Source organism: Reyranella sp. (assembly GCF_017305915.1).
Classification (GTDB): domain Bacteria; phylum Pseudomonadota; class Alphaproteobacteria; order Reyranellales; family Reyranellaceae; genus Reyranella.
Map to the genome: position 1 here is coordinate 17,304 of NZ_JAFKJN010000048.1, position 12,327 is coordinate 29,630.

Genomic DNA, 12,327 nt, shown 5'->3' on the forward strand with positions numbered 1-12,327 from the left:
TGCAGCGCTACATGCCGCCAGCCACTCCGCTGGCGCGGAGCGCCTAATGAGTCGTCAATACGTCATCCGCCGCATCCTGCTGATGATCCCGAGCATCTTCGGAATCAGCGTGGTGCTGTTCACCGTGCTGGCGCTGGCGCCGGGCGACCCCTTCAGCGAGCTGGCGGCCAACCCAGCCATCCCGCCGGAAGTGGCGGCGGCGCTGCGCGCCAAGTTCGGGCTCGATGACCCGGTGTGGACCCGCTACTACCACTGGCTGATCGCCATGCTGCACGGCGACTGGGGCTTCTCCTTCGCCAGCCGCATCAACGTCGAGACGCTGATCCTGCAGCGGCTGCCGACCACCCTGGTCGTGATCGGCGCGGCCCAGCTGCTCGCCATCGTGGTGGCGCTGCCGGTCGGCGTGCTGGCCGGCACGCGGCCCTATTCGATCTTCGACCAGATCGCCAACACGCTGGCCTTCGTCGGCTTCTCGCTGCCGACCTTCTTCACCGGCCTGCTGCTGATCCTGGTGTTCAGCGTTCAGCTCGACTGGCTGCCGATGGTTTATCGCACCGACATCAGCGGCGCCGGCTGGCAGTGGTACTGGGAGCAGTTCAAGCAGTCGATCATGCCGATCGCCGTGCTCGGCCTGTTCCAGGGCGCCTCGCTGGTGCGCTACGTGCGCTCCGCGGTGCTCGACGTGGTGCGGCTCGACTACGTCACCACCGCCCGCTCCAAGGGCATCGGCGAGCGCTCCGTGATCGCCCGCCACATCGTGCGCACGGCGCTGATCCCGGTGGTCACGCTGGTCGCGCTGCAGATGCCGGTGATCTTCGGCGGCGCGCTGGTCACCGAGCAGATCTTCCGCGTTCCCGGCATCGGCTCGCTGCTGATCTCCGCCATGCTGTCCAACGACACCCCGGTGGTCATGGCCGTGACCTTCGTGCTGTCCTGCCTCGTCGTCTTCTTCAACTTCATTGCCGATATCCTCTATGGCTGGCTCGACCCCCGCATCTCTTACCGCTGAGCGGCCGGCCGGCGCCGGCGCTGCGGTAGCGGCCGCGCCGCGCAAGCAGGCGCGCTTCTCGCCGGGCCGCGAGGCGTGGCGGCGCTTCCGCAAGCATCGGCTGGCGATGATGAGCACGGTGATCCTGGCCATCATCCTGGCCGCCGTGCTGCTGGGGCCGCTGGTCTGGCAGGTGCCGATCAACGAGATCGACTTCGCGGCCAAGCTCCAGGGGCCGTCGTGGACCCATCCGCTCGGCACCGACGACCTCGGCCAGGACGTGCTGGCGCGCCTGCTCTATGGCGGCCGCATCTCGCTGGCGGTCGGGCTCGCGGCCATGATGGTCGCCTGCGTCGTCGGCGTGCTGATCGGCGCCATCGCCGGCATGTCGCGCGGCTACGTCGAGGCGGTGCTGATGTGGCTGGCCGACCTCTTCCTGTCGCTGCCGCAGCTACCGCTGCTGCTGCTGATCATCTACCTGTTCCGCGACAGCCTGAAGAGCGTGTTCGGGCCGGAGGGCGGCGTGTTCATCATGGTCGTGGCAGTGATCGGCGGCCTGCGCTGGATGCAGGTCGCCCGCCTGGTGCGCGCCCAGATCCTGTCGATCCGCGAGAAGGAGTTCATCGAGGCCGCCCGCGCGCTCGGCGCCTCGCCGGTCCGCCAGGTCGTGCGCCACATCCTGCCCAACGCGCTGGGGCCGGTGATCGTCGCCGGCACGATCGACGTCGCGGCGGCAATCATCGCCGAATCGACGCTGTCCTTCCTCGGGCTGGGCTTCCCGCCCGACATCCCGACCTGGGGCCGCGTGCTGTTCGATGCCAAGGATACGATCGACATCGCGCCGCACTGGGCGCTGTTCTCGGGGGCCGCCATCTTCCTCACCGTGCTTACCATCAATTTCATCGGCGACGGCCTGCGCGACGCGCTCGATCCGCGGCGCGTGCTGTGATGGCCGATACGCTTCTCGACATCCGCGGGCTCAAGACCTGGTTCAAGACCGACGACGGCATGGTTCGCGCCGTCGACGGCGTCAGCCTGCATATCGATCGCGGCGAGACACTGGGCGTGGTCGGCGAATCGGGCTGCGGCAAGACGGTGACCGCCCGCTCGGTGCTCAAGCTGATCGACATGCCGCCCGGCCGCTTCGAGGCCGGCCAGATCCTGTGGCAGGGCCGCGACCTGATCCCGCTCAGCCCTGAGGAGATGGACAAGATCCGCGCCCGCGAGATCGCCATCGTCTTCCAGGAGCCGATGACCTCGCTCAACCCGGTCTACACGGTCGGGTACCAGATCGCCGAGGTACTGCACCAGCACCAGAACCTGTCCAAGAGGCAGTCGATCCAGGGCGCGGTCGAGATGCTGCGGCTGGTCAACATCCCCAACCCGCAGAAGCGGGTGCACGACTATCCGCACCAGTTCTCCGGCGGCATGCGCCAGCGCGTGATGATCGCCATGGCGCTGTCCTGCAAGCCCAAGCTCCTGATCGCCGACGAGCCGACGACCGCGCTCGACGTCACCATCCAGGCGCAGATCCTCGAGCTGATGCAGGAGATGAAGGACAAGCTCGGCATGTCGATCACGCTGATCACCCACGCCATGGGGGTGGTCGCCGAGACCTGCCAGCGCGTCGTCGTGATGTATGCCGGCAAGGTGGTCGAGGAGGCGCCGGTCGAGGCGCTGTTCGGCAACCCGCGGCATCCCTACACCCAGGGCCTGATCCGCTCGATCCCGCGCGTCGACCGCGCCGCCGCGCAGAAGGAACGGCTGGAGGCGATTCCCGGGACGGTGCCCAGCCTGATGAACCCGCCGGCCGGCTGCCGCTTCGCGGCGCGCTGCAAGTACGCGATGGACATCTGCTCGCGCGAGCCGCCTCTCAAGGAAGTCGGGCCCGGCCATCGCGTCGCATGTGTGCTGTGATGGGCGTGCCATGACCGACGCCCTGCTGTCCGTAAAGAAGCTCAAGAAGCACTTCGCCGTCTCGGGCGGCATCCTGAAGCGCGAGGTCGATCGCGTGCATGCCGTCGACGGCGTCAGCTTCGACATCGGCAAGGGCGAGACGCTGGGCCTGGTCGGCGAATCGGGCTGCGGCAAGTCGACCACCGGCCGCTGCATCCTGCGCCTGATCGAGCCCAGCGCCGGCGAGGTCTGGTTCCAGGGCTCCGACGTCACGCGCATGAACACCGACGCGCTGCGCGCCATGCGCCGCGACATGCAGATCATCTTCCAGGACCCGTACGCGTCGCTGAACCCGCGGCTGACGGTCGGCGCGATCATCGGCGAGGCGCTGCAGATCCACGGGCTCGCCAAGTCGCGCAGGGCGCTGGAGGAGCGGGTGGTCGAGCTCCTGGAGACGGTCGGGCTGCAGCCCGATCATCTCGGCCGCTTCCCGCACGAGTTCTCGGGCGGCCAGCGCCAGCGCATCGGCATCGCCCGGGCGCTCGCGGTCGAGCCCAAGCTGGTGATCTGCGACGAGCCGGTGTCGGCGCTCGACGTCTCGATCCAGGCGCAGGTGATCAACCTGCTCGAGGACCTGCAGGACAAGTTCGGGCTGACCTATCTCTTCATCGCCCACGACCTGTCGGTGGTCGAGCACATCTCCGACCGCGTCGCGGTGATGTATCTCGGCCGGGTGGTCGAGATCGCGCCGTCGCGCGAGCTCTACGACACGCCGTTGCATCCCTACACCGAGGCGCTGCTGTCGGCGGTGCCGATCCCCGACCCGACGGTGAAACGCCAGCGCATCATGCTGCAGGGCGACGTGCCCAACCCGATCCGCCCACCCTCGGGCTGCCACTTCCACACGCGCTGCCCGATCGCCAAGCCCGACTGCTCGCAGCGCGACCCTGAGCTGTTGGAAAAGAGGCCAGGACACTGGGTGGCGTGCCACTACCGGGGATAGGAGAGGGCATCATTGGACCGCGCGCATCCTGCGCGCTCATGAGCGGGCTGGAAGCCCGCGGTCCTATGACTTCGGGGTGAACTGAGAGATATCGTTGATGCCGATGCGCTTCTCGAGCGCCTCGACCTTCTTGGCCATCTTGTCGAAGCTGTCCTTGCCGAGCTTCTCGACCTCGTCCTTCTCCAGGATCGTGCCGAGCTCGTCGAACTCGTTGGGCGTCAGCAGCGTGCGCAGCGCTGGCCACACGTCGGTCAGCTCGCGCGCGACGTGCGGCCGGTAGAGCACGCTCGACGCCTGCATCGCCTCGATCATCGCCTGCCGCTCGTTCTTGGTGGCGCTCCTGGGCGCCAGCTCGAGGATGCGGTCGGTGAGCTTGCGGCCCGCCGCATGCTGGGCCTGCAGCACGTCGATCAGCTCGACCATGCGGCCGGACTTCTTGAAGCGCGCGAAGACGTACTCGTCCTGCTGCTTCTCGTGGTAGCCGTGCACGAAGTCGCGCATCGTCTCGGCAGCCTGGGTGAAGATCGTGGGCTCGATGTCCTCGCCGCCACCCAGCCGCCGGCCGCCGGCGTCGTAGATCGCCAGGATGCGCAGCAGCAGGCCGCTGTCGCGCATCAGTCGCTCGGTCGCGGTGATGCCGCCTTCGGTTGCCTTGGTCTTGGTCGGGTTGGCTTGCTGCGCCAGGGCGGGCGTCGCGAGCAGCAGCGCACCGGCCGTTCCGATCAGCCGGCGGCGCCGTGTGCCAAGGGTAACATCCATCGCCACGTTCTCCCGGCTGGGGTCGCGTTCTCGGAGAAGAAACGGCGAATGGGCGCGGCGGTTGCGTCGGTTCGTCAGTAGCCGCGTGGGCAGTCGTTGGCGCCGACGCCGATCGGGGGCCGCAATTGGCCGGGCGTTCGGCGCAGGCAGCCGCTCAGCCAGGTGCCGGTCCACCCAGCGCCGGTGGGGTCGATCAGCGTGCCGGAGCCGCTCGCCTTGTCGTCCTTCCAGCCGCCTTCGTAGCGGAAGCCGTCCGGCCATTTCTGGACGCCCTGGCCGGCGCGCCGGCCGTCGCGCCAATCGCCCTCGTAGCGCACGCCGTCGGGGTAGCTGCGGATGCCGCGGCCTTCTGCCTTGCCCGCCACCAGCGGGCCGGAGTACCAGCCGGCAGGTCTGCCCCGCACGGAGTAGTTCAGCGTACCGGTGCCGCTGGCGTAGCCGTCGCGACATCCTGTGGTCCATTTGAAGGTGACGCCTTCGGGCTTTTCGGTATCGGCCCAGGCCTTGCAGCCCGTGGCCGGATCCGAGATCCATGAACCGTCGAGGGCGTGCGCGACAGGCGAGACGAGAAGTGCGGCAGCGGCCGCCATGGCAAGGCGACTGAAAGGCATGGTTGCGGTCCATACCACTTTCTAGACAGTTTGGCGAAGGATGGTGCCCGCTGCCGGACTCGAACCGGCGCGGCCCTCACGCGCCGTCGAATCGCCAGCCTGTCGCCGGCCGTCTAGGCCTGGCGCGGCAGGAAATCGAGGAGCTCCCCGACATATCGTTCCCATTCCGGCTCGTTCGGCATCACGACATGGTTTTCGCTGGCGATGGAGACGAAACGGGCCTTCGGGATGGCGGCCGCAATTGCCCGTCCGTGCTCACACGGAACCCACGCATCGTCGCGGCTGTGCATCACCAAGGTCGGAACGGCGATCCGCTCCAGCCGATCGGTCACGTCGACCGTTCCCAGCATGCCGATCAGGCGCGCAGCGTTCTCGGGCGAGCTCGATCGCCTTTGAAGCTCGTTGAACGCTTCCATTTCGACGTGGGAGCCGTTTGGGATGGCAAGCGACGTGAAGAGCTGGCGGAACGCCGGGTTGTCGAGTCCCCATCCGCTTTGGGCCAGCGCCTGGAACGCTTCGCCGCGGGCAATATGATCCGGCACCCCGCGCGCGCGCCAGCCTTTCGCATAGCCGCCGCTCAAGATCAGACGCGACACGCGATCGGGGTGTTTCGCGGCATAGGCAATCGCCGTTGCGACGCCTTGGGACATGCCGAGCAGCGTGAAGCGTTCGAGGTTGGACGCATCGACGACGACTTCCAGATCCTCGACCGCTGCTGCAAACGAGATCGGAGGAATGTCCCAGTCGGAGAGCCCGTTGCCGCGCTGGTCATACCTGATGACCCGGCAGTGCTCCGCCAGCCGCTTGAGCAAGGGAGCCCAAATGCTGGTGCTCCAATCGTACTCGAGATGGGTCATCCACATCCCGGTGCGGACGAGGGGCGTTCCCCGGCCGATCGATGCAACCGCGAGATTCACGCCATCGCGGGTCCGGCAAAAAAAGACATCCTGGCTGGGAACCGGGGCGGTTGCGAGACTGCGCCGCGAGAAATCGCCGTCCAGCTCGCCGGCGAACCGGTAGCCCTGCCCGGGCACGGTTTGCAGCCAGCTCCGACCGTCGACCTGTTCTCCAAGCGCCTTGCGCAGCGCCGAAATATGGACCTGGAGATTGTTCTCCTCGACGACGGTGTTCGGCCAGACGCGGGCCATCAGGTCGTTCTTGGTGAGCAGCTCGCCCCGGGCCGCGACGAGCTCGCACAATATGTCGATGGCGCGGGAGCCGAGAGAAACCGGCGTTCCGTTCCTCTGCAGTAGGCGTCGCCGGATGTCGAGATGAAACGACCCAAAGGAAAACGCTCCCGGCATCCTGGCCTTCTTCCATCCTCCCGGGATTCAGAACAATTCAGTTCGGCCAAAGGACATTAACACCGCCGCTTCGCTAGCGTCCATTCGGGCGAGACGGAGGATGGGCATGCCGGGCGAGTTGGACGAGACAGGATCGGGCCTCGCGTCGGACGTCGTGATCGTCGGTGGCGGCGTTGCCGGAGGCGCGTTGGCGGTCGCTCTGACGCGCCGGAACATCCGTGTTCTGATGCTGGAAAAAAGCCTGGAGCATCAGGATCGCGTGCGCGGCGAGTTCATGCCGCCGTGGGGCGTCGAAGAGGCGAAGAAGCTGGGCGTCTTCGACGTGCTTCTCGGCGCCGGCGGTCACTTCACCAAGCGCGCCATCCCCTACGGGGAGGATATGTCGGCGGAGGATGCGGAAGCCCGTGCGCTCGAGCTGGGAAAACTGCTTCCGGACGTCGAGGGTGCGATGACGTTCGGACACCCTCAGGTCTGCCAGGCGCTCAATGTGGCGGCCGTTTCGGCCGGAGCGACGATGCTGCGGGGGGTGGGCGATCTGACGGTCTCGGCGGGACGCCGGCCCAAGGCGGCATTCACGCACCAGGGGCGCCGGTACGAGGTTTCTCCTCGGCTCATCGTCGGTGCGGACGGACGAGGCTCCGCGACGGCGCGTCAGGTCGGGGCCGACGTGAAGTTCGATGCAAGTCACCATCTTCTTTCGGGTCTGCTGGTCGACGGCGTCGACGCATGGCCCGAGCAGGACCAATCGATCGGCGTGGAAGGCGACATCACCTTCTACGTCTTCCCGCAAGGCGGAGGGCGCATCCGCCTTTATGCCTGCTATGGACATGACCAGCGCGGACGATTCTCGGGCGCCGACAGCACGCGCAGGTTCCAGGAGGCCTTTCGGCTGAAATCCCTGCCTCATGCCGAGGTCCTCTCCGCCGCGCGTCCTATCGGTCCTTGTCATGGATACCCGAGCGGCGACACCTGGATCGACACACCTGTTGTGCCGGGCGTGGTCCTCATCGGCGATGCGGCAGGCCATAACGATCCGACCATCGGACAAGGGCTCAGCATCAGCCTCCGCGATACCCGGCATGTGGTCGAAGCGCTGACGTCGAATGCGGATTGGGGGGAGAGCATTTTCGGTGCCTACGTCGAGGAGCGCCGGGAGAGAATGCGCCGCCTGCGATTTGTGGCGCAGCTATTTTCCGCCTTGCGCGTCGAGTTCACCGACGATGCCAGAGCGCGCAGAAGGCGAGCCCTGAAGCGGATGGGAGCGGAGCCTCGTTTGGCGCTGCCTTTCCTGGCCACGCAGAAGGGGCCGTTTTCCGTTCCATCCGAGGCATTCGAGCAGAATGCCTGGGATCGACTGCTGAATTGACAAGGAGCTTCTTCGATGAACCGCGGAATGAAAAATCTTGAGGGCTTTCGCGTGCCTCCCTTCGTCAGGCTTCTTGCCTTGGCATGGCTCGCCGCGCTCCTTGTACCCGATCCGGTTGCTGCCCAGCCATCGCCGGATGGTTTGAAATTCAATGTTCCTTACAGCTGTTCAGTGCCATCCCGGCTGATCGTGATCGGTTGCAAGGGGTCCGACGACTTCGATCAATGTGATGTTCAGTACCTCAATGACGCTGCGCCCAACGGGCTCGGCGCGCGTGTCCAGGTTTATCGGCAGACCCTTGTCGAACAGCTTGGGCACTGCAAGGCGCCAGGTGACGATGCGGCGGCAAACGGGCCAACTCCACCACCTGGACCCGCCGGTGCCCTCCCTCCCGAGAATACGCCTTTGCAGGCGCCGCGTCAGCGAGCGATGGCGCCAATGCCGGCAAGACCGGCGGGCGAATGCTCCTCCGATGCCGGTATTGCAGAGGAAGCGTCGCCTGACAGTCCACTGGACAAGGTTTTCAAGCGCAAAATCCTGGAGGACTACCAGGCGGGCATCGACGGCTCGACCGGGGCGCCGGTCAAGGTGGGCGTCACGTTCGAGGCGTTCCAGATAGGAGAGCCCCGGATCAACCGCATGACGCCGCAGGGGCTGGAGTTCGTGAAGTCACCGGTTGGCGAGAAGATCTATCCGGTGAAGACGAGACACACGTTTTGCCGCGTCTACAACAACGCCATAACGCGCACGCTGTACGAAGGCCGCTATGATTGCGTCAAGGACGGCCATGGCGACTGGACCTGCCCTCCGGGCCCCGGCCATAGAATCCTCGGCTACAGATAGCCTGCGACTCGCTGAGAGATGGTGCGGACGGCGGGACTCGAACCCGCATTCCCTTTCGAGAAGCAGATTTTCGTACCACCTCGGCTTTCGCCGCCGCCTCATCGGCGTTCGTGGTCTGGACTATCCCTTCGCCAAGGCCTTCCGGCCGTAGGCGCCACCCGTCTAGTCTCTACACCTTCCCCGGAGGGGCTTGGCTCGGGATTGGCTTAGGTCGAACCCTTAGCTTTCCCCGACTTTGAGCGGTTCTGCTCCACGGGTTTCCCCGTGGGCACTCCAATTGAAGTCTGCTGCGTCTACCGGTTTCGCCACGTCCGCATTTCGCTCTCATTCTCGTTCGTCGTGCTACAGCGCGTCCTTAAGTCTCGTATGTCTACCAATTCCATCGAGCGGGCAGAGATCAGTGGCTGAAGGAGGCGATCAACCCTTCCTCGACCCAGCTGCGTAACAGGCCGGCGGCGCGGGCGGCCGCCTGGTCCTCCCCGACATGAGGCAGCAGCGCCTCGCACAGCGCCGGGAACGGTCGGCCTTCCACCATGGCGTCGAGCATGACCGCTTCGTCGGCCTCGAGCGAGCGGAAGTTGGACATGCGTTCGGGCCGCCAGATCATCCACGGCACCGTCGTCCCGAGCGCGGCCACCCCGAGCGCGCCGGGCTCGACCTCCTCGCGGCGCTGCCAGGAGGGCGGCACGTCGTGGGTGAAGGCGAGGCGGCGCAGCGAGGGCAGGGGCGCGAAGGCGATGGTCTCCCACGCCTCGGGCGGCACCGTCATCACCGCCTCGGCCCGCAGCGGCTCGACATCGACCGAATCGAAGGCCTCGCCCAGCGCCCATTCGAAGCGCGCCATCTCGGCGGCCGCCGGCGTCTCGTCGTAGGGCGCGGCCGCGGCCAGGAAGTCGGCGAACGCCTTGCCGAACCAGCGCACCGACGGATGGCGCGAGGGATGGGCCGCGATGTAGGCGCGCGCCGCGTGGTCGAAGTCCTCGGGGCTGGCCATCGCCCGCACGCCGGGGAAGTCCGATTCCAGAACCTCGATCAGGCGCAGCGCATAGCCCTCGCGATAGACGTTGAGCAGGGTGATGCGGTCGGCCTTGCTGGTGTCGCGCACCTGGGCGGTGAAGGCCGGCTGGCTCGCCAGCACGTAGTCCTGGAAGGCCCGCTGCAGATCGGCGAGCGAGCCTGCGTTGCTGCGCGTCATTCCGCGGCCTCGTGCGCCGGCGCACGCATCACGCGTTCGGCGATGCCGCGCGCTACGTCGAGCTCGGCCAGCAGCTCGCCGTAAGGCGGGATGTTGGCGTCGCGCTCGATCATGGTCGGCACGCCGGGGAACAGCCGCACCGCCTCGGCATAGAGATCCCACACGCCGCCGACGATCGGATGGTCGTGGGTGTCGACGATGTGCGTGCCGTTGTTGGTGTGGCCGGCGAGATGGAACTGGCGGACCCGCTCGCGCGGGATGCCGCGCAAGAAATCCTTGGGGTCGAACTCGTGGTTGAAGGCGCTGACATAGATGTTGTTGACGTCGAGCAGCATCTCGCAGTCGGCGCGTTGGCAGAGCTGGGCGATGAACTCCCATTCGGTGAGCTCGGAGGCGGCATAGGTGACGTAGCTCGAGACGTTCTCCAGCACCAGGCGGCGGCGCAGCCGGTCCTGCACCCGCATCACCCGCTCGGCGACGTGGTCGAGCGCCTCCTCGGTGTAGGGCAGCGGCAGCAGGTCGTGCAGGTTGATGCCGCGCAGGCCGGTGAAGCAGAGATGGTCGGAGACCCACATCGGCTCGACCCGGTCGATCAGCGTCGCGAGGTCCTTGAGGTAGTCCTCGTCCAGCGGGTCGATCGAGCCGATCGACAGCGACACGCCGTGCAGCGCCATCGGATAGTCGCGCCGGAAGGTGTCGAGCCAGTACAGCGGCATGCCGCCCGCGATCATGTAGTTCTCGCTGAGCGCCTCGAACCACTCGACCTTGCCGGGCGCGGCGAGGATCTCCTCGTAGTGCTCGTGGCGCAGGCCCAGGCCGAAACCGACGTTTTCCATACCGCCAGTGTACTCCAACTCGTGGCCTCCAAAGAAAGCGGGCGCCGCGGCATGCCGGGCGCCCGTCGATCTGCAGCCGGCGAAGCGCCGGCGTCAGCCTTACGGCGTCGGGCTGCCGCCCGAAGCGGTGCACTCGAGCTGGGTGCCCGTCACGGTCATGCCCTTGCCCTTGCAGTCGTTCTTGCCCTTGCAAGACGTGCGATAGCTGGCGCAGGCGCTCTGGCCCTTGCAGGCATTGATGCCGAAGCACTTGTTGGTGCCCTGGGCATGCGCCGCCGAGGCGATCGTGCCCGCCGCGAACAGCGCAGCGGCCGTGCTGATGATGAGTTTCTTGTCCATGCAAACGCTCCCCTGTCAAAATGTCCGCGTCCAAGCGTCATGCTTGTGCCCGCGGGACACGAAAACTATGGCTTGCGCTGCGGAACTTTACAACGCCCCTGCAATGTCCCGGGGTTGGATGGACATTCCGCGGGAACGCCCACCCATGCCGTTCCTCGAAACGTTAGAGGACCTTGCCGCCCTTGGCGGTGCAGTCGGCCGCGGTCGCGGCCTCGGACCAGCCCTGGCCCTTGCAAGCGTTCTGACCCTTGCACGCGCTGTTGCCCATCTTGCACGCGCTCTGGCCCTTGCAGGCGTTGGTGCCGCTGCATTTGACGCCTGCGGCATGGGCCGCGGTGACGAGGCCGCCGGCGGCGAAGAGAGCCGCGGCGGTGGCGATGATCGTGCGCTTGCTCATGAACTGCTCCCAGTCTGTGACGCGCCGGTCGGCGCGGCAGGATGAACCCTGCAGACGGTCTACGCCGTCGATCCGGCGGCCGATGACTGGGAGCCCGTCAAACTAAATTGACCACTTGTGATCAAAAGAAAGGCGCCACCGACAGGGAAGTGGCGCCTCTCTTCTCCGGCGAGACGCCTTTACGGCATCGCGCTGCCGCCCTGGGCGACACACTCCAGGGACGTGCCGGTGACGGTCATGCCCTGACCCTTGCAGGCGTTCTTGCCCTTGCACGAGGTCTTGTAGCTGGCGCAGGCGCTCTGGCCTTTGCAGGCATTGATGCCGTAGCACTTGTTGGTCGACTGCGCATGAGCAGCCGTGGCCAGCGCACTGGCGGCGAACACCGACGCCGCGGCGATGATGTATGACTTCTTCATCGAACAACTCCCTCTTTCTTCTGACACGCACGCGTCTGCTTCGATGGACGTGGCGGCGGTCACTGTACGGCCACGCACGCTACACGCGGCATCACACCGCGGTGGCGCCGGCGAGTCCGGCTTCACGCCGGCGTCGGACGTGCAGTGCGTGTGCTCACCGATACGTGAGTGGGGTTTTCGCGAGGAAGACTTCGTGAGGCGTCGCGAAGATCGTCGCCAGGCGGTCTAGGGCTTGTTGAGATTCAGGATTCCACAAGAAGCTTGATTGTGATTCAAGCTTGCGATGGACCGCTTTGTACTGACAGACGCCCAGTGGGCGAAGATGGAACCGCATTGCTTGGGCAAGCCGATGGACCCCGGGCGTAGCGGGAGCG

The 12,327-nt window shown here is 66.4% G+C and carries 14 protein-coding genes; 6 read left to right on the forward strand and 8 right to left on the reverse strand.

Annotated elements, in window-relative coordinates; translation table 11 throughout:
* Window positions 1–46 precede the first annotated feature (46 nt).
* The 4 genes from J0J01_RS31955 to J0J01_RS31970 are packed head-to-tail and all read left to right on the forward strand — an operon-like array spanning window position 47 to window position 3,887.
* Entirely contained in the window at window positions 47–1,009 is a 963-nt protein-coding gene (locus J0J01_RS31955; RefSeq protein ID WP_296387686.1) for an ABC transporter permease, read from the forward strand.
* Window positions 975–1,937 (forward strand): ABC transporter permease, encoded by a 963-nt coding sequence (locus J0J01_RS31960; protein ID WP_296387687.1) that lies wholly within the window; start codon window positions 975–977, stop codon window positions 1,935–1,937. The genes J0J01_RS31955 and J0J01_RS31960 overlap by 35 nt, the downstream gene beginning before the upstream one ends.
* Complete coding sequence (locus J0J01_RS31965) at window positions 1,937–2,905, forward strand: ABC transporter ATP-binding protein (RefSeq protein WP_296387688.1); 969 nt, start codon at window positions 1,937–1,939, stop codon at window positions 2,903–2,905. The genes J0J01_RS31960 and J0J01_RS31965 overlap by 1 nt, the downstream gene beginning before the upstream one ends.
* A 10-nt stretch (window positions 2,906–2,915) precedes the next feature.
* The gene (locus J0J01_RS31970; RefSeq protein ID WP_296387689.1) at window positions 2,916–3,887 is read left to right on the forward strand and encodes a dipeptide ABC transporter ATP-binding protein; all 972 of its coding nucleotides are present in this window, start codon (window positions 2,916–2,918) and stop codon (window positions 3,885–3,887) included.
* A 63-nt stretch (window positions 3,888–3,950) separates the two neighbouring features.
* On the opposite strand, the gene J0J01_RS31975 is transcribed toward J0J01_RS31970, so the two are convergent.
* The 3 genes from J0J01_RS31975 to J0J01_RS31985 all read right to left on the reverse strand — a co-directional run bounded on the left by J0J01_RS31975 (window position 3,951) and on the right by J0J01_RS31985 (window position 6,561).
* The gene (locus J0J01_RS31975) at window positions 3,951–4,646 is read right to left on the reverse strand and encodes a hemerythrin domain-containing protein (protein ID WP_296387690.1); all 696 of its coding nucleotides are present in this window, start codon (window positions 4,644–4,646) and stop codon (window positions 3,951–3,953) included.
* Between the two features lie 74 nt (window positions 4,647–4,720).
* Window positions 4,721–5,257, reverse strand: coding sequence for a hypothetical protein (locus J0J01_RS31980; protein ID WP_296387691.1), 537 nt, complete (start codon window positions 5,255–5,257; stop codon window positions 4,721–4,723).
* A 113-nt stretch (window positions 5,258–5,370) separates the two neighbouring features.
* Window positions 5,371–6,561, reverse strand: coding sequence for an alpha/beta fold hydrolase (locus tag J0J01_RS31985; RefSeq protein WP_296387692.1), 1,191 nt, complete (start codon window positions 6,559–6,561; stop codon window positions 5,371–5,373).
* A 106-nt stretch (window positions 6,562–6,667) separates the two neighbouring features.
* Between J0J01_RS31985 and J0J01_RS31990 the strand changes: the two genes are divergently transcribed.
* Window positions 6,668–7,927, forward strand: a complete 1,260-nt coding sequence (locus J0J01_RS31990) for an FAD-dependent monooxygenase (RefSeq protein ID WP_296387693.1) — start codon at window positions 6,668–6,670, stop codon at window positions 7,925–7,927.
* Between the two features lie 15 nt (window positions 7,928–7,942).
* Window positions 7,943–8,770, forward strand: a complete 828-nt coding sequence (locus J0J01_RS31995; RefSeq protein ID WP_296387694.1) for a hypothetical protein — start codon at window positions 7,943–7,945, stop codon at window positions 8,768–8,770.
* Between the two features lie 397 nt (window positions 8,771–9,167).
* Here J0J01_RS31995 and J0J01_RS32000 read toward each other — a convergent pair whose 3' ends face one another.
* The 5 genes from J0J01_RS32000 to J0J01_RS32020 all read right to left on the reverse strand — a co-directional run bounded on the left by J0J01_RS32000 (window position 9,168) and on the right by J0J01_RS32020 (window position 11,953).
* Complete coding sequence (locus tag J0J01_RS32000; protein ID WP_296387695.1) at window positions 9,168–9,965, reverse strand: DNA-binding domain-containing protein; 798 nt, start codon at window positions 9,963–9,965, stop codon at window positions 9,168–9,170.
* Window positions 9,962–10,801: a DUF692 domain-containing protein gene (locus J0J01_RS32005; protein ID WP_296387696.1), complete on the reverse strand. Its 840-nt coding sequence runs from the start codon at window positions 10,799–10,801 to the stop codon at window positions 9,962–9,964. Before J0J01_RS32005 ends, J0J01_RS32000 begins: the two co-directional genes overlap by 4 nt.
* Window positions 10,802–10,900: 99 nt before the next feature.
* Complete coding sequence (locus tag J0J01_RS32010) at window positions 10,901–11,140, reverse strand: hypothetical protein (RefSeq protein ID WP_296387697.1); 240 nt, start codon at window positions 11,138–11,140, stop codon at window positions 10,901–10,903.
* A 163-nt stretch (window positions 11,141–11,303) separates the two neighbouring features.
* Window positions 11,304–11,537, reverse strand: a complete 234-nt coding sequence (locus J0J01_RS32015) for a hypothetical protein (RefSeq protein ID WP_296387698.1) — start codon at window positions 11,535–11,537, stop codon at window positions 11,304–11,306.
* Between the two features lie 179 nt (window positions 11,538–11,716).
* Window positions 11,717–11,953 (reverse strand): hypothetical protein, encoded by a 237-nt coding sequence (locus J0J01_RS32020; RefSeq protein ID WP_296387699.1) that lies wholly within the window; start codon window positions 11,951–11,953, stop codon window positions 11,717–11,719.
* Window positions 11,954–12,327: the final 374 nt, after the last annotated feature.